The 17679-nt window shown below is 38.6% G+C and carries 19 protein-coding genes and 1 pseudogene; 10 read left to right on the forward strand and 10 right to left on the reverse strand.

Features of this window, described 5'->3' with window-relative positions:
* Positions 1 to 93: 93 nt before the first annotated feature.
* A pseudogene (locus NC799_RS09205) lies at positions 94 to 207 on the reverse strand (hypothetical protein); the annotation flags it as partial.
* Positions 208 to 272: 65 nt separating this feature from the next.
* On the opposite strand from NC799_RS09205, the gene NC799_RS09210 reads away from it, so the two are divergent.
* Positions 273 to 1157: an SDR family oxidoreductase gene (locus NC799_RS09210; protein ID WP_272446160.1), complete on the forward strand. Its 885-nt coding sequence runs from the start codon at positions 273 to 275 to the stop codon at positions 1155 to 1157.
* Between the two features lie 232 nt (positions 1158 to 1389).
* Positions 1390 to 2553, forward strand: a complete 1164-nt coding sequence (locus NC799_RS09215) for an iron-containing alcohol dehydrogenase (RefSeq protein ID WP_272446161.1) — start codon at positions 1390 to 1392, stop codon at positions 2551 to 2553.
* A 53-nt stretch (positions 2554 to 2606) separates the two neighbouring features.
* Here the strand turns inward: NC799_RS09215 and ytzI are convergent, their stop codons facing one another.
* The 5 genes from ytzI to NC799_RS09240 form a co-directional block, all read right to left on the reverse strand.
* Positions 2607 to 2771: a YtzI protein gene (ytzI, locus tag NC799_RS09220; RefSeq protein WP_272446162.1), complete on the reverse strand. Its 165-nt coding sequence runs from the start codon at positions 2769 to 2771 to the stop codon at positions 2607 to 2609.
* A gap of 73 nt (positions 2772 to 2844) precedes the next feature.
* A complete protein-coding gene (gene ltaE / locus NC799_RS09225; protein ID WP_272446163.1) occupies positions 2845 to 3864 on the reverse strand; it encodes a low-specificity L-threonine aldolase in 1020 nt (339 codons plus the stop codon).
* Between the two features lie 31 nt (positions 3865 to 3895).
* Positions 3896 to 4834 (reverse strand): nucleoside hydrolase, encoded by a 939-nt coding sequence (locus NC799_RS09230; protein WP_272446164.1) that lies wholly within the window; start codon positions 4832 to 4834, stop codon positions 3896 to 3898.
* A 49-nt stretch (positions 4835 to 4883) separates the two neighbouring features.
* A complete protein-coding gene (locus NC799_RS09235) occupies positions 4884 to 5828 on the reverse strand; it encodes a threonine ammonia-lyase (RefSeq protein ID WP_272446165.1) in 945 nt (314 codons plus the stop codon).
* A 636-nt stretch (positions 5829 to 6464) separates the two neighbouring features.
* Positions 6465 to 6812, reverse strand: a complete 348-nt coding sequence (locus NC799_RS09240) for a DUF1360 domain-containing protein (RefSeq protein WP_272446166.1) — start codon at positions 6810 to 6812, stop codon at positions 6465 to 6467.
* Positions 6813 to 6980: 168 nt separating this feature from the next.
* On the opposite strand from NC799_RS09240, the gene NC799_RS09245 reads away from it, so the two are divergent.
* Complete coding sequence (locus NC799_RS09245; protein WP_272446167.1) at positions 6981 to 7409, forward strand: hypothetical protein; 429 nt, start codon at positions 6981 to 6983, stop codon at positions 7407 to 7409.
* A 171-nt stretch (positions 7410 to 7580) separates the two neighbouring features.
* Here NC799_RS09245 and NC799_RS09250 read toward each other — a convergent pair whose 3' ends face one another.
* Entirely contained in the window at positions 7581 to 8564 is a 984-nt protein-coding gene (locus NC799_RS09250; RefSeq protein WP_272446169.1) for a bile acid:sodium symporter family protein, read from the reverse strand.
* Between the two features lie 45 nt (positions 8565 to 8609).
* Positions 8610 to 9392: an ABC transporter ATP-binding protein gene (locus NC799_RS09255; protein WP_272446170.1), complete on the reverse strand. Its 783-nt coding sequence runs from the start codon at positions 9390 to 9392 to the stop codon at positions 8610 to 8612.
* Positions 9393 to 9732: 340 nt separating this feature from the next.
* Here NC799_RS09255 and NC799_RS09260 point away from each other — a divergent pair, with 340 nt between their 5' ends.
* The 7 genes from NC799_RS09260 (at position 9733) to NC799_RS09290 (ending at position 15341) form a co-directional block, all read left to right on the forward strand.
* Positions 9733 to 11193: a catalase gene (locus NC799_RS09260; RefSeq protein WP_272446171.1), complete on the forward strand. Its 1461-nt coding sequence runs from the start codon at positions 9733 to 9735 to the stop codon at positions 11191 to 11193.
* Positions 11194 to 11494: 301 nt separating this feature from the next.
* Complete coding sequence (locus NC799_RS09265) at positions 11495 to 11776, forward strand: DUF1450 domain-containing protein (protein ID WP_272446172.1); 282 nt, start codon at positions 11495 to 11497, stop codon at positions 11774 to 11776.
* Positions 11777 to 11791: 15 nt separating this feature from the next.
* Positions 11792 to 12394, forward strand: coding sequence for a DNA-3-methyladenine glycosylase (locus NC799_RS09270; protein WP_272446175.1), 603 nt, complete (start codon positions 11792 to 11794; stop codon positions 12392 to 12394).
* Between the two features lie 82 nt (positions 12395 to 12476).
* A complete protein-coding gene (locus NC799_RS09275; protein WP_272446176.1) occupies positions 12477 to 12632 on the forward strand; it encodes a YfhD family protein in 156 nt (51 codons plus the stop codon).
* A 326-nt stretch (positions 12633 to 12958) separates the two neighbouring features.
* Positions 12959 to 13489: a diaminobutyrate acetyltransferase gene (gene ectA / locus NC799_RS09280; protein WP_272446177.1), complete on the forward strand. Its 531-nt coding sequence runs from the start codon at positions 12959 to 12961 to the stop codon at positions 13487 to 13489.
* Between the two features lie 98 nt (positions 13490 to 13587).
* Entirely contained in the window at positions 13588 to 14847 is a 1260-nt protein-coding gene (gene ectB / locus NC799_RS09285; RefSeq protein WP_417006675.1) for a diaminobutyrate--2-oxoglutarate transaminase, read from the forward strand.
* A gap of 101 nt (positions 14848 to 14948) precedes the next feature.
* On the forward strand, positions 14949 to 15341 hold the full coding sequence (locus tag NC799_RS09290; protein ID WP_272446179.1) for an ectoine synthase: 393 nt from the start codon (positions 14949 to 14951) through the stop codon (positions 15339 to 15341).
* A 274-nt stretch (positions 15342 to 15615) separates the two neighbouring features.
* Here the strand turns inward: NC799_RS09290 and mscL are convergent, their stop codons facing one another.
* Together mscL and NC799_RS09300 are read right to left on the reverse strand one after the other, a co-directional pair.
* Positions 15616 to 16152: a large conductance mechanosensitive channel protein MscL gene (gene mscL, locus NC799_RS09295; RefSeq protein ID WP_334313858.1), complete on the reverse strand. Its 537-nt coding sequence runs from the start codon at positions 16150 to 16152 to the stop codon at positions 15616 to 15618.
* 209 nt (positions 16153 to 16361) lie between these two features.
* Positions 16362 to 17555 carry an aminotransferase-like domain-containing protein gene (locus NC799_RS09300; protein WP_272446180.1) on the reverse strand — a complete coding sequence of 398 codons (1194 nt, stop codon included), beginning with the start codon at positions 17553 to 17555 and terminating at the stop codon, positions 16362 to 16364.
* Positions 17556 to 17679 lie beyond the last annotated feature (124 nt).

Genomic DNA, 17679 nt, shown 5'->3' on the forward strand with positions numbered 1-17679 from the left:
TCGGGAGGGTTTTATTCTTATTAAGTCCAGGTTACTCTTGTTTTTCTTTCTGTTGTTGATTTCCTTCCGAGCTAGGTTGTTTCGCCTTAATGAGGATAGAGTTGGACCAATTGCTTGAGCAAAGGAAATGACCAATCCTACTGCCCCCATCGCAGTTCCCCTTTTTTCCACAGGGAAGATCGTAAGGAAAACTGTCATCATTAACGGCTAAGCACTTTTGTTTGTTATCTCGAATATCCTAACAAAGACCGTTTACTTAAGGAGGTAACATGATGAGTGACAAAGAACAACCCCTTTCACTTCCAGAAAAATTCCCACCACAGCACCAAGCTAAGCAACCAGGAAGTGAATCATTGATGCACCCAAAACCTATTGTCGACAATCCAACATATCAAGGCTCTAGGAAATTGAAAAATAAAGTAGCAATTGTTACTGGTGGGGATAGCGGAATTGGCGCGGCTACTGCGATTGCTTTTGCCAAAGAAGGAGCCGACATTGTTATTCCGTACTACTATCAATATGAAAACGAAGACGCCTTCAGGACCAAAAATCGAATTGAACAATTAGGTCGACATTGTTTGCTGCTAGTAGGGGATTTAAGTAAAGAAAAAAATTGTAAAGCAGTCGTTAAACGGACAGTTGACTATTTTGGCAAACTCGATATTCTCGTGAATAATCACGGTGTTCAGTTCCCACAAGAAAACATATTAGATATATCGTCAGAACAGTTTGATTTAACGTTTAAAACAAATATATATTCCTTCTTTTATTTAACAAAGGCTGCCCTCCCTCATTTAAAGAAAGGTAGTTCCATTATTAATACGGCATCGATTGTAGCCTATGAAGGTAATCCAATCTTAATCGATTATACCGCAACCAAAGGCGCTATTGTCGGTTTCACGAGAGCATTATCGCAAAATCTTGCTGACCAAGGTATTCGTGTGAATGCTGTTGCACCGGGACCAATTTGGACACCATTAATTCCGTCTAGTTTTTCCAGCGAAAAGGTCGGTACTTTTGGGCAAGATACTCCTATGGATCGTGCTGGCCAACCCTTTGAACTTGCCCCAGCCTATGTTTACTTGGCATCAGAAGATTCATCTTATGTATCCGGGCAAGTTATTCATGTGAACGGAGGGACAATGGTCAGCTCCTAGCTATCCGCTAAACTTCGGTACTTAATGTGCCGAAGGTTTTTTCACGATAAGAAAATCTAAAAATGGTTACCCTTCAGCAATAGCCACGTCAAAGCTTCAACGCCTATGTATTTGAGCAAAAGTAATTATATCTTCTTATACTTTTGAAAATAATAGTATGGTTACGTTAAGAGTCAATTACTTTACATCCTTTCACATTGTTGGCATCATATTTTATTGGAGGCTGATAAACATGAAAAATTTCACTTTTCACAACCCAACTAAATTAATTTTTGGTAAAGGCGAAGTAGAAAAGCTTGCTGAACAGATGAAAGATTATCAAAAAGTACTTCTTGTTTATGGTGGCGGTAGTATTAAGCGTAGCGGTCTATATGACCAAGTCATCGACCAATTAGAACAAGCTAAGGTCGAGATATTTGAACTTGCAGGAGTTGAACCTAACCCGAGATTAACGACTGTTAAAAAGGGAGTTGAATTGTGTAAAACAGAAAAGATTGACTTCCTTTTAGCTGTTGGTGGTGGTAGTACGATTGATTGTACAAAGGCAATTGCGGCAGGTGCCAAGTACGACGGAGACCCATGGGACCTAGTTACCCGTAAAGCTCCAGTCGTTGACGCTTTACCACTCGGAACGGTATTAACTCTAGCTGCAACTGGTTCAGAAATGAATGGAAACTCTGTTATAACCAACTGGGAAACAAATGAAAAACACGGTTGGGGCAGTCCTATTGTTATGCCAACCTTCTCGATTCTTGATCCTGTAAATACATATACTGTTCCAAAAGACCAAACAGTATATGGTATTGTAGATATGATGTCTCACGTTTTTGAACACTATTTTCACCATGAAAAAAATACACCATTCCAAGATAGAATGTGTGAAGGCTTGTTAAAAACAGTAATAGATACAGCACCAAAGCTTCTCGATGATCTCGAAAACTATGAATACCGAGCTACAATCCTTTATTGTGGGACAATGGCATTAAACGGCGTCCTAAACATGGGATATCACGGTGACTGGGCTTCACACAACTTAGAACATGCCGTATCAGCCGTTCATGATATTCCTCACGGTGGAGGCTTAGCGATTATTTTCCCTAATTGGATGAAATATTCGTTAGATGAGGATGTTAGTCGCTTTAAACAAATGGCTATCCGAGTATTTGACGTTGATCCAAGTGGTAAATCAGACCGTGATGTAGCACTTTTAGGGATCGAGAAGTTACGTGAATTTTGGAATAGCATTGGTGCACCATCCCGCTTAGCTGATTACGATATAACAGAAGAAACGATTACATTAATGGCGGAAAAAACAGTTGCAGCTGGACCAAATTTCGGTAATTTTAAATCGTTAAATAAAGAAGATGCAGAAGCTATCTTCCGCGCTAGTCTGTAAATAGTAAGAGAAGCTTGAGTGACAATAGTATTTAACAGAAAAGGCGAAGACAATTATCTATTGTCGTTCGCCTTTTCTTTATCCCCTTCTTCTGCTTTGTCCGGGAGGGGATCAATCGTTTGTTTATACGCGTAACCCTTATTAATTGTCATAATAGAAAGACCCAAAACAAGTAACGTGACAGCAACACATACAATAATAACGACAATAAACATCATTTTGCTTTCCCCCACTTTATGCTCTCACTTTAAGCATACCCTTCTAAGCATTTTCAAACAAGAGGAATTCATTTTAGACAATTGCTTGAACTGCAACTAAGGCTTTTATTATGTCTTCTTTTTTAACGCCATAGTTAGTCACAAACCGAACAGTGTACGGTCCGAATGGTACAGCGAGCACACCTTGATCTTTTAATTTTAATAAAAATTCTTTAGCTGTTAAACCTGTTTCTTTGACATTCATTAATACAATATTTGTTTCCACTATGGCTTCAAGTGATAGATTACGAATATTTAAGAGACCTTCTGCCAATTCGCTCGCATGCTGGTGGTCTTCCGTTAACCGTTCCACGTTATCTCGAAGTGCAACAATACCTGGTGCCGCAATAATACCTGCTTGTCTTAATCCGCCACCTAGTCGTTTTCTCCACTTTCGAGCTCGTTTAATAAACCGCTCCTCACCAGCAATGATTGATCCGACTGGTGCACCTAGACCCTTTGATAAACAAAATTGGACTGTATCCGTATAGGAAGCATATTCCTTAGCAGATATACCCGATGCGATGACTGCGTTAAACAATCTTGCTCCATCTAAGTGAACAGCTACTTGATTTTCTTTAGCAATTTGATAGATTGCTTGCATATTTTCAAGCGGAACAATTGCTCCACCAGCTTTGTTATGTGTATTTTCCAGACAAATAAGTGATGTTTCTGGTTCGTGCACATCGTCCCCACGAATAGCTGCTGCAACGTCACTTGGATTCATTGCTCCTCTATTTCCTTGGATTGTTCTCGTTTGCACCCCACTAAACACGGAGAATGCTCCACCTTCATATTGAAAAATATGAGAATTTGCTTCTAATATCACTTCATTACCTGGCCTTGCATGGGTAAGTGCAGCTAGTTGATTTCCTTGTGTACCACTTGTTACAAATAACGCAGCTTCCTTGCCAAGTAGATCTGCAGCCATTTCTTCTAATTTATTAACAGTTGGATCTTCTCCGTAAACATCATCTCCAACCTCAGCTTCATATGCTGCTCTTCGCATTACTTCTGTAGGCTTTGTCACCGTATCACTTCTCAAATCAATCATCCATTATCCCCCTAACTTATTCCTTAATCCGCTATTTCACCTTCTGTGCAAGAGCAGTAATATAATCGAAAAAATCGGTTGCATTGACGTCATAAACAACATGTACTTCACGACCATTGTCTGCTAGCGCTGTTCTACCTTGACTTGGTACTTCTGTCTTTACTGTACTTTCCACAAGTTTAGACTTAACTAACTCTGGCTTACCTACAGATGCAGCTGTTAATATATCCCATAAGAAATAAGTCGAGTTTGTTTCCATATGAACAAGTGGTGGAACAGCAGCATAGCATTGACCGAGAAAGTCAATACCCTCATCCTTTCGAAGACGTGCCCACTTATTCCGAACATCCAGGGTTAGCGGTACTTGTTGGGTTGATTCTAATGCAACCATATCAATGGTTATTCCACTCGCCCAAACACGCTGAACAGCAGAAGGATCCCAAAAGGCATTCCATTCTGCTGTCCCATCATGCTCCGGCTCTTGAACGTTACCTTTTTCTTGGAATGTTCCACCCATCCAGATTAGCTTTTCAATAGTATCTTCAATTTCAGGTGCCTCATCTAACGCTCGCGCCAGATCTGTTAAAGGGCCCGTAAATAATAAAGTCACTTTTTCCTCACTTGCAAGCAATTTTTCGACTATATGCTTATGGGCAAACAACTCACTTACAGGTGCTTCCATCTTGCCGCTTTCGTTTAAGATTGGCAGGGCATCAATCGTAAAGCTATGCATTCTCCACTCACGAGGAAATGGATTATCACCACGAGAATTTGACCTCGCGACCTCAATAGGATATGCACTAAATCGGTCAATAATTTTTCGACTGGCATTTATCCCAGGCTCTAGGTAGCCATCTGCTGGTATGACAGAAACGCCAATCACTTCAATATTATCCATTTGGGTTAATAAAAATAATGAGACAAGATCATCCACACCTGCATCATGATTAAAATAAATCTTTTTCTTCATTAATATTTGCTCCTTCTAATCATAGTCTTTGCTTACCGATTACTACGGGCTAAACCAATTTATCCAGATTTCTTATATCAACATTCCCACCTGAGATGACCGAAACTATTTTTCTATCTTTCAAGCCAAGCTTATGTTGTAAAATAGCTGCAAGGGAAACGGCACTTGACGGTTCAATAACCTGTTTCATCCGTTCCATAACAAATACCATCGCCTGCTTGATCTCTTCTTCGCTGACCAAAACAAGGTCATCCAACGTTTTTAAGAGGATTGGAAACGTAAGGTCGCCAGGTTGAGTCGTTCTTAATCCATCTGCTATTGTGTTAGTGCCTGAAATAGCTGTTATTGATTGATTCCGTAATGATAAAAAGGTGTCATTGGCAGTTTCAGGTTCTACTCCAATCACCTTTACAGTTGGTTTCATTTGTTTCACAGCAGAAAGTATTCCAGAAATAAGTCCACCACCACCAACAGGAACAACAATCGCATCAACGTCCGGAATTTGTTCGATGATTTCTAGACCTACAGTTCCTTGACCGGCAATAATCAAAGGATCGTCATATGGCGGTATATATATACCATTATGCGTGGCAGCTAATTGCTTTGCCTTTGGAATACGTTCATGTGAAGTAGTTCCACAATAGACTATCTCCCCACCATACCCTTTTATTGCGGCTAACTTAGCATTGCTCACATCTTCTGGAACAACAATTGTTGCCTTCACCCCTAAAAGGTTGGCAATATAAGCAACTGCTTGACCATGGTTACCAGACGAAGCTGCTGTAACTAATGACGCACCATCTGCTACTGCTCGTTTTACTTTATTTGTTGCACCACGGATTTTAAATGATCCCGTTTTTTGTATATGTTCTGCTTTTAAAAAAATTTGATTTTGACAAAGCTGATTCAGTTGATTAGACGTCATTAATGGTGTGACATGAGTGATATCATATATCTGATTTCTTGCATGGTAAATATCTTGTAAGGGAATCATCATTTGACCTCTTTTCTCAAAATAGTTTGATAGTAAAACGCCCTGTACTCTTTACAGTACAATTGTTATTCATGATTGTTGGACTGTCAATAACTAGTTCCCTTATCCAAATCACCCCAAATTTTTCTATTATTCCATTTATCTATTATTCTCTCCTCATCATATCCTTATTAATCATCGCATTTCCACTGTTGGATTTCTTTTTTTAGAAAATAGTACGTAACGCGAAGTACTTTACAGTGTACGAGCAAAAGCTTTTGGAAATACATGAACTTAATGCAGACGGGTTCTGACCATAACCATGTCGTCGTTATCAACTTGGCAGAACCTACTTTACGCGTACAGTCTCTTTTAAATCACGGTCTAATACAGATGCCCTCCCATCTTTTGTTTCGGGTGCATATATTGATATAGAGCATTGTGTCTTGTCATAGGAAAACGATAATGAGGTGATATTATGGTAGCTCGCTCACGGAGACATCTAGAAGAAAACAGAAAGCCAAAGGGAAGAAGAGCAGGTTGTAACTGCGGTACCGGTCGACGAAGAAGAAAGAAAAAAGGAGAATAACTCCTCCCTGTTCCACAATGAATAGGAAAAGTACCCTAGACTATTTATTTCATAGTCTAGGGCTTTTTTCAAATTGACCATTTATTTATCATTACATGGATAATAGAGGACACAGCTGCTAATGCAAGAATAATAATGATCGGATAAGCAATTGTCGGGATGAAATAATAGGAAATATATACTATTATTGCACTCCAAACCCCTGTACACCAATAACAGCTTATTAATTCCCCAATAAAACGCCTAACACCTTTTCCCTTTACATGAACAATTTCATCAACAATGCCATCCTCCCAAACTTCTTCCTCCACTTCGATAAATGGTGCACGAAGAAAACCTGTAATCGTATCAAACACTATTAGATGTGTAAGTCGAAAGGTCGCTAAAGCTAACACAATAAATTCAAAACCCGTCATGTTCTTTGCCCCCTAATACAGTAGTAGCTATTGTAATGTATTATTTTTTCCTCAGGTTGGTGAAAAAAAGAAAGCTATGACAAGCCAATGCTGCATACAATAATCAAGTAATTTACACTTTAAATTATTTAGAGTATGATAAATTTACAAATAAAAGAAAGGAGGTAGGTGAAAATAAAAAAGATTCATATTTGTTACCTATTTCTTTTTTCTATTTATTTGTTGGGTTTTTCCTATCAGCACCAGGCTTCGTTTCCAATTGCGTTCGCCTCGAACATCACAGGGGAAACAATACTAGCGGAACAGCCCAATTCGGATTGGAAAGATGCAACCAGCCTACTACCAATCACAAGCATCACTGTAGTAGAGTTAACCGATGTTGTCTTAGCATTCTTTTTAGCTAATACGGTAGGCTTTTCCCAACAATTCTTCTTACTAGCAGTCTTTTATCAATCTTCATACTTTGATAACTCTCGTTTTTCCTTAAAAAACTGGATGAGGGGAGAAAAGAAGTATGATTATTCATTTTATCAGGTTTTTGGTAATTGGCGCTTTTTCAATTTCAGCAATGAGCTTATGGGTTTTTCAGGGAATTGAGATTTTTCATTCCTTACAAGACATTTTGCAAAGTAAAAAATAAGCTGTTCAGAAACATTAAAAGAAATACCTCCTTTAGGAATTAGGAGGTATCTCTTTTTTTTAATGATAAAAAGCATCATCATTTGAAAGGTATCTAGTTACACGCCTTTACCCACGTACTAAAGTAGTTTACAAATCCATTTGTCTATTTTTTAAACTACTAGTTCCGTGTTTTTCTTTAAGGTAATGTTTATTTAGTAGCTTCCCATATATAGATGCGAGTACTTGCTGAAAAAGCATCCCTACCACTACCGGCACCGCTACTGCTTGAGGGAAATATGCTACAGCTAGTACGGCGCCAGCACTGATATTTCGCATTCCTCCAGTAAATGTTAACGCAATAACGACCTCTTTTTCGCGCTTGATTACCTTTGCAATTATCCAGGACAACAAATATCCGCAAGCTGCAATAAATAAAACCGTTACTGCAACGGAAATCAAATGCCAGTTTACATCTCTTAAATAGGGAGACACGACAGAACTGTTAATCATAATAACAATCGCTAACGCTATTTTTGAAAATGGCGCCAATCTCACTCCCCATGTCGTTCTAATCTTACCTTTTGTTATTTGATTAAAACACATACCGACGATTGATGGCAGTACAATCATGCCAGTTAACCCTTTCATGATTGCCCAAACGTCCATTTCCACTGATTTGCCAACAAGAAGTGAAAGACTATAAGGAACAACAAACGGCGACAGAATGGTGTCAATTAAGATTATTGATAACGTTAAGGCTACATTTCCTTTACACATTGATACCCAAATAAAGCTAGTGACACCCGTTGGAATTACCATAGCAATAACTAATCCAGTAATTGTTAACATATCTTGTTCAAAGGTCAAATGACCAACCGCAAAAGCCCAAAGTGGCATTATAATGTGTAACATGGCTAATGCAATAACGATTGGTAAAGGATTGGTGATTGCACGGTGAAACGATTGAAAGTTGGAACTAAGACTCCCAACAAATGTCATAAAAGCGAATATCCATGGCACTAAAAAGGCTATTTCACTAAATTGATTTCCAAACATCACGCCGATTATTACACTGATTGGTGCAAGATACGGCATCAATTTTTCCAACAAGCGGTTTAACTGTTCGAGCATAAACGAATCCCTCTATTCATAAGTAGTTGCACGATCCTTTTGGTGTTAGGGATGTTTCTTCATTAAGGACGGGCGCCCGTGATGCCAAATAACCTCGACAGGAACACCAAAGAAGTCTGATAATACTTCCTCAGATATTAATGCTTGAGTATCGCCTGATGAAAATACTTCCCCGTCTTTCAATAGTAGCGTTTTCGTGAAAATTGGTAAAATCTCTTCGACATGATGTGTGACGTATATCACGGTTGGTGTATAGGCACTTGCAGTTACATGTTGAATTACTTCTAACAATCCTTCTCTCGCTAGGAAATCTAGACCATTGGTAGGTTCATCTAAAATTAGTAACTCTGGGTCTGCCATCAAGGCACGAGCAATCATCACACGCTGCCTCTCCCCTTGTGATAACGTACGGTAACTACGATTGGCATACGGAAAACAACCCATTTCCTTCAACAGCTTTTGTGCTTTTTCACGCATGGAATCAGTAGGAGTGTCGTACAATCCTATCGAAGCAAACCCACCGCTAAGAACAACGTGATAGGCACTGTCAGATTCATAAAACCTGCCCTGAAGCGTTGAAGAAACAAGCCCGATTTTTTGCCGAAGCTCCTCTCCAAGAATATCCTTACCAAATTGACGGTCTAATACTTTCACCATTCCTTTTGTTGGAAAATAAAAGGCGTATAGCATGTGAAGTAAAGCTGTTTTACCAGCGCCATTTAAGCCTAATAACACCCAGTGCTCCCCTTTATTGATCGTCCAATTAATGTTTTTTAAAATCCAATTACCTTCTCTAACTAACGACACGTCTTTTATATCTAAAACCAAGACACAATCCCCCTCCATACTAAAAGATAACTTCATTATCGCTCATTTTAAGAAAAGCGCAAGCACCTTGCTAGACCCGAAAGAGCGTTGACAAGCCATGTATTGTAATTGTAGTTACCCCCCAAAAATAAACAGCCGTGTTTCCAATTTACTCTCAAAGGGTATTTGTTATATTACAAGTACCCTCTTTTTTTGTAGATTAGCAACCATATATGATGGGAACATTCCACAAACTAAATTAAAATAATTATAATTAAATATTTATTTTTATAAAGTTTATATTATAATAAAACATGTAGTATTTATTAGTTTACACATTTAAGGGAGAGGTGTTCACATAGTGAGTAAAGAAAAAAAATACTTAACAACAGCGTCTGGTGCACCTGTAGGCGACAACCAAAATTCGGTTACTGCAGGTCACCGTGGACCAACATTAATTCAAGATGTTCACCTATTAGAAAAACTTGCACATTTTAATCGTGAAAGAGTACCTGAGCGTGTTGTACATGCCAAGGGTGCTGGTGCTCATGGATACTTTCAGGTTACTAACGATGTGTCTAAATATACAAAAGCAGCCTTTTTATCAGAAATTGGCAAACGTACACCAATGTTCATTCGTTTTTCAACCGTTGCTGGAGAACTAGGTTCAGCTGATACAGTTCGTGATCCACGTGGTTTTGCTGTCAAATTTTATACAGAAGAAGGCAATTACGATTTAGTAGGTAACAATACACCTGTATTTTTTATTCGTGATGCGATTAAATTCCCTGACTTCATTCATACGCAAAAGCGTCATCCTGGAACAGGAAGAAAAGACCCTAACATGGTTTGGGACTTCTGGTCTCTTTCACCAGAATCGTTACACCAAATTACTATTCTTCATTCAGATCGTGGGATACCAGCAACATACCGTCACATGAATGGATACGGAAGTCATACGTTCAAATGGGTAAATGCAGAAGGTAAAGCTTTATTTGTTAAATATCATTTTAAAACAGACCAAGGTGTTAAAAATCTAGATGTCGATCTAGCTGCTAAGCTGGCTGGTGAGAATCCTGACTACCATACAGAAGATCTTTACAATGCAATTGATCAAGGTGACTTCCCATCTTGGACACTTTATGTTCAAATCATGCCTGTAGAAGATGTTAACACCTATCGTTTCGATCCATTCGATGTAACTAAAGTATGGTCTCATAAAGATTATCCATTAATTGAAGTAGGGCGTATGGTATTAGATCGCAATCCTGAAAACTATTTCGCTGAAGTGGAGCAAGCTGCATTCTCACCTGGTCATTTTGTGCCTGGTATTGAAGCATCACCAGATAAGATGTTACAAGGTCGCCTGTTTGCTTATTCTGATGCACATCGTTACCGTATCGGAGCTAACCATGAGTCCCTTCCGATTAACCGTGCAATATCACCTGTTAACAATAACCAACGTGACGGCCAAATGCGCTTTGATGGTAACGGGGGTAGTTCAATCAATTACGAACCAAACAGCTTTAACGGCCCAAAAGAAACACCGGAAAACAAAACAAGTCCGTTCGAAGTAGCTGGCTTTGCAGACAGTGCTGGATACGATCAAGATGATCATTACACACAACCACGTGACCTATTCCGTTTAATGAGTGATGATGAGCGTACTCGTTTAATTCAAAACTTTGTTGACCATCTTAGTGGTGTCGATTATGAAGAAATAAAGTTGCGCCAAATTGGTCTCTTCTATAAAGTAGACCCTGAACTAGGCACCCGCATTGCTGAAGGATTAGGTTTAGAAGTACCCGAAACAGTAAAATAATATATTCCTTTTGTAGACCGTTCAATCGTCAATGATTGAACGGTCTTTTTAAACAGATAAGAAAAAAATACAAGACTGTCTAGCTCCGGGCGCCCTGCGCTTTTCTTAGGTTTACGCAACAGTCGTTCGTGACCTTATCAAAATGATTGACCATTTCATCAACACGATAGAGCAATTCATTGTAACTCTTTTACAGATTGGCAAACTCACGAAGCAAATTGGCAATAATTCTTATTTCACTTCTGTTATAATTTCTTATAAAATATACACTAGACAACCCAACGGTAAAGGAAGCGTTAATATGGGAATATTATCAAAGCTGCTCGGTAAAAATGGACCTAAGAAGATTGAATGCTGCGAGACAAACTTAATGATGTTTTATTCTGATGAGGATCTGGATAACTTTGAAGATTTTGCTGATGAACACGGCCTAGAAATAAAAGAGATGGAATGCTTAGATAATTGCGAAGAGTGTCCTCTTTCACCATACGCTGTCTTTGATAAGCAAAAAATTTTTGCAGATTCCCCAGAAGAAGTTCTAACAAAAATTAAAGATATAATAACAAAAGAGCAGACAACCTAAAGAGGAGTTTATAAATTGCAACATCCAAACAAGTTAAAAAGACTTCCCCCCTCCTTCTTTGAGCAGCCTACCCTAGAGCTTGCTAAGGCACTTTTAGGCAGTATTTTAATTAAAGAAACGAACGATGGAACAGCAGCAGGCATCATCACAGAAACAGAAGCTTATATCGGACCAGGAGATCAAGCCGCGCATAGTTATCAAAATAGACGCACCAAACGGACAGAAGTAATGTTTGGCCTAGCCGGATTTACCTATATGTATACAATGCATACTCACTATCTATTTAATGTTGTCACTGGACAGGCTGATAACCCTGAGGCGATATTAATACGGTCAGTTGAACCTTACTTTAATAAAGAACTGATGCAACAACGGCGACCAAAGGCTAGAAATGATTACCAATTAACAAATGGTCCTGGAAAATTAACTAAGGCATTAGGTATTGATATGAATGATTACGGACACCCTTTGCATCAAAAACCTTTGTGGATTGCTAAAGGAGAGCTCGATGCGTTTACGATTGCATCTGGTTCTAGGATTGGAATAGACAATTCAGGTGAGGCAAAAGATTATCCTTGGCGTTTCTGGATAAAAGGTAATCGTTATGTTTCTAGATAGCTATTTGTACTTCCCTGCATACCTTCTTACTTTTCCAAACATACTAACGAAGAAGTAATTTAGCAAAGGAAGGGATGTTATCATGGCTAAAAACAAAAGCAACAAAATGGCAGACGGCAAAGTAGAAGATGTAGAATTCAGCTACGAGTTAGCTGATGCGGAGGATCTAGAAGCAAGAGAACGCATGAAAAAAGCAGATGCTCGAGCCGAAAAAAGCGAAGTCCAAAAAAATAGGTAAAAATGAGCACCTAGCCTAAAGCAATTGCGGCTAGGTTTTTTTATTTTTTTGAAATGCGTGGTAAACCCTTATACATCATAGCATTCTATGCGACGTGAAGGAGATTAATTGCAAAATTTTTAAAAATTCAGAAAAGTAAATTTGGATTAAAGGTAAGAATTCTTAACAATATGGAAGGATTTATTAATTTACTACGCACTACATTCATTTAATCGTGTCAAAGCGTAAATAAACCTTATTTATCCATTGTAAGCTTGTTTGCGAAAAAGCTACGTCCCCCTTATTATTATAAATGGATATTGTCCAGCGATTAATAAAAAATGTAATTGAAGGGAGAATTTACCATTAATAGTCAAATTGCAACTGCTCCTACTAGTACTGTTTCATTAGAAGTTCCAAAAACAGAAGATGGGGCAGCTATGTGGGAATTAGTTAACAATTCAACGTTAGATCAAAACTCACCGTATAAATACATCATGATGTGTGAGTACTTTGCCGAAACATGTGTTGTTGCTAAAGAAAATGATAAAGTTGTAGGCTTCGTAACCGCATTTATCCCTCCAAAACGTCAAGATGTTGTTTTCGTTTGGCAAATTGGTGTTGACGCTTCCCAACGAGGTAAAGGTATTGCATCAAAGCTATTAAACGAATTAATCAATAGAAAAGTTTGCGAAAACGTTAATTTCGTTGAAGCAACGATTACCCCATCAAATAAAGCGTCTCAATCATTATTTCGCAGACTTGCACGTGAACACAACACAACATGTGAAGTCAGCGACCTGTTTGGAGAAGAGTTATTTCCAACAGAAGGCCATGAGGAAGAATTAAATTTCAGAGTTGGCCCTTTGAATAAATAGATCGTTTAATAAAATATTTTTCCGGTATTTAATAGCCATATCCATACCATAAATTGGTAGGTTAACCATTGAGGAGGAAATAATAAGTGACTCAAGACATGAAAGTTTTTGAAAATTTAGAATCTGTTGTGCGTAGTTATGTTCGAAGTTTCCCGACAATTTTCACAAAAGCAAAAGGATATAAAATGTGGGATGAGAACGGAAAAGAATATATTGACTTTTTTGCTGGTGCTGGCGCACTGAATTATGGTCACAATGATCAAAAAATGAAAGAAAAACTTGTAGAATATATTATGAGTGATGGTATTACACACTCTTTAGATATGGCTTCAACTGCAAAGGCAGAGTTTTTAAATAAATTTAACGATGTAATCCTAAAGCCACGTAATCTTGATTACAAGATTATGTTCCCAGGGCCTACTGGAACAAACACAGTAGAGAGCGCCTTAAAACTAGCGCGAAAAGTAACTGGCCGGACAGACGTTATCAGCTTTACTAACGGCTTCCACGGAATGACGATTGGTTCTTTGTCTGTAACAGGAAATTCCATGAAACGTAAAGGTGCTGGGATTCCGTTACAAAACACAGTAACTATGCCTTACGATAACTATGTTGATAACCATGACACATTAGAATATGTTGAACGATTCTTAGAAGATAGTGGTAGTGGTGTTGCTATCCCAGCAGCAATGATCGTAGAGACTGTTCAAGGGGAAGGCGGAATTAACGCAGCTCGCTTTGAATGGTTGAGAAAGCTTGAAAGTATTTGTAAGCGTTGGGGCATCTTGCTGATTATCGATGATGTTCAAGCTGGAGTGGGCCGTACTGGTACATTCTTTAGTTTTGAACGTGCAGGAATTAAACCGGATATTATCTGTATGTCAAAATCTTTAAGTGGTTACGGACTACCATTTGCCGTCACACTTATCCGTCCTGACTTGGATATTTGGACACCTGGTGAGCATAACGGTACGTTCCGTGGTAACAACCATGCGTTTATTACGGCAGCTGCTTCTTTAGACTATTGGAAAGATGATACGTTTGAAAAGGAAGTTCAAGCAAAGTCAGAAATGATTTATCAATTCTTAACTAAAATGGTGGAGACTTACCCTGAGCTTAAAGGGGAAGTTCGAGGCCGCGGATTTATGGTTGGTATTGCATCAGAAGTGGATGGTCTTTCGAACAAAATTTCAGCAAAAGCATTTGAACTCGGGCTTATTATGGAAACTGCTGGACCAAAAGATGAAGTGTTCAAGTTGTTCCCACCACTAACTATTAGTGAAGAAGGCTTGAAAAAAGGCTTTGAAATTATTGAAGAAAGTATTAAAAGCCTCGTAAAAGAACCAGTTACTAACTAAATACTTGAAAATGGATGAGGACCAAATGGGATGATTCAGATGACACTTTTAAGTAGTTAAAAATAAAGGCAGCATATTAACGATAACAGGAGGAACTAGTGATGAAGGTTGTTTCATTAAAAGATGTTCAAGGAACAAAGCACGATGTAGACGGAGGTAATTGGATTAGCAGACGTCTTATTACGGACGAAGCAGGCGTCGGCTATTCTGTGAATGATACGATTATTAAAGCAGGTACAGAAACGCATATTTGGTATCAAAACCACCTTGAATCTGTTTATTGTATCGAAGGAGAAGGTGAAGTTGTCACACTTGAAGATAATAAAGTGTGGCCGATTACGAAGGATACGCTTTATGTACTTGATAAGCATGATGAGCACCTTCTACGTGCAAGAACAGATATGCGGATGATTTGTGTCTTTAATCCACCACTAACTGGTGAGGAAGTACATGATGAAAATGGCGTATATCCAGCACTAGCTAAAAAATCATAAAATAATAAGAAAAGCGAAAGCGCCTTGGTCACCCCTGACAAGCGTAAGGCAAGCCTCATAATGGCGGTCTTTGCCATGTAGAGGATTGACTTACGACTCGAAGGGGTAGGCGCTGTAGCTAGACAATAAGAAAAGCGGAAGCGCCTTGGTCACCCCTGACAAGCGTAGGCAAGCTTAAGCAGAAAAGCTATGATTCTATCACCAGAATCATAGCTTTTTCTTTATGAAATAAATTAAACATAAAGCCAGATGTTGATTTTATGTCACATCTCTCCTACTTTATTTTCAGACGTAAAGGGGAATCAGATTTATTGATTACTCGATCATCTGTCTTAATCTCCAAATCTGAGGAGCAATTAGGGCAACGAATAGCTTGTGAGGGGATGCCCATCTTACAATATGGACACTCCTTTTTCGTCATCGCATCAACTGGATTTTGCCCTGGCTTTTTCCACCTATTCATCTGCCTAATCACCATGAAGATCACAAAAACAATGATAATAAACCGGATGAAAGATGTTAAGAACAATCCGTAATTAATAGTTGCTGCCCCAGCCTCCTTAGCAGCACTAAGTGATGTATAATTACCATCACCTAAAGTAATAAACAAGTTGGAAAAGTTCATTTTCGCTAATAAAACCCCAACCGGAGGCAAAAGCACATCTGATACTAGAGAATCAATTAATCCGCTAAAGGCTGCCCCGAGAACGATACCAATCCCTACTTCCGCTGCGCTTCCACGTAAGATAAACTGCCTAAACTCCTTGAATAAACTAATTTTACTCAGTCCTTTGGTATTATTATTTGCTATATACTATGTATAAAATAGACATGCTATGCAAATACCTAGCAGATTTTATCTAATTTGGCAGATTTTTTCCATGTAGAGGCTTGTCTTTCAACTCGGGGGGTACAAGCTGAAGCTGGATGTGGCTGTCGCTGAATGTTATCCATGCTTGGATTTTTTTATAATTTCTTTTCTTTTAAAAAACACCCCTATCCCTAGAGGTGCTTCATTAATTAATTGATGGTTTCATATTGGTGTTGATTGATAACTTTTACTAAACGTTCCATACCAAGTTGAATCAAATCAGGGGTTGCATTGGTAAAATTCAAACGCATCGTATTTTGCTCCGGATCAGATACGTAGAATGGTGCACCAGGTACAAATGCAACACCTTGGTCAACAGCGGTTGTTAATAGCTCTGTCGTATTAATATGTTTCGGCATATTAACCCAAAAGAACATGCCTCCCTTTGGAGTAAGGTATGTCAAATCGTCTATTTTCACTTCGTCAAGTAAGCCCTTCATGACAAGCATCCGTTCATGATATGTGTTTCGAATCGTCTGAATATGACCATCTAGGTCAAAGTCATTTAGCAAATGAACGAGTGCATGCTGACTTATTGAATTAGTGTGCAAGTCAGACGCTTGCTTCGCTTGTGCCATTAAGCGAATAATCTGGTGGGGTCCAACAATCCATCCGATACGCATCGCTGGGACAACAGTTTTAGAAAAAGTGCTTGTATATAATACAAATTGATTATCGTCCATCGAAGCGATTGGTGGTGGTGTTGTTTCCTGGTCAAATTGGATATCACCATAAGGATCATCTTCAAAGATAACAACATGGTATTTCTTAGCCATTTCTAATAATTTCTTTCTTCGCTCAAGAGACCAAACCTTTCCCCCTGGATTAGAGAAAGTCGGTACCACATATATACACTTCGGTTTCAATTGAGTAATCTTTTCTTCTAAATCAGCCTCAAGCATACCTTCGTCATCTGAATCAACTGCAACGACGTCCACTTCATAAGATTCAAAAACCTGAAGCGCAGCTAAATAGGTTGGATTCTCCGTTAATACGATATCACCAGGATTAAACATGATCCTAGAAAACAAATCAATCGCTTGTTGGGAACCTGATGTTACAAGAATATTATCTGAACTACGATGAATCCCCTTTTCTGCCATCCTATGGGCTAGATGTTCCCTTAGCTCACTTACCCCTTCTGTTTCTCCGTATTGTAAAGCCTTGTTTCCCGAACCAATTGCTTTACTAAACGCCTGTTGTACAGCCTCAACAGGGAACAATTCCTCATCCGGAAGACCACCGGCAAATGAAATGACATTACCTTTATTTACTACTTTTAGAATATCGCGAACGGCTGAAGATTTTAAATATCGAACACGATGTGAAAATCCGTACTTCACAAATGTCGCCACCTTTTATTTCTATATTTTGCATAATTTGTAGAATTATAAGAAAAGTCAGATATATCTAATGTTCATATATTATATCATGTTATGAATGCTTTACAAGACGTTAAACATAATT

Source organism: Aquibacillus salsiterrae (assembly GCF_028416595.1).
Classification (GTDB): domain Bacteria; phylum Bacillota; class Bacilli; order Bacillales; family Amphibacillaceae; genus Aquibacillus_A; species Aquibacillus_A salsiterrae.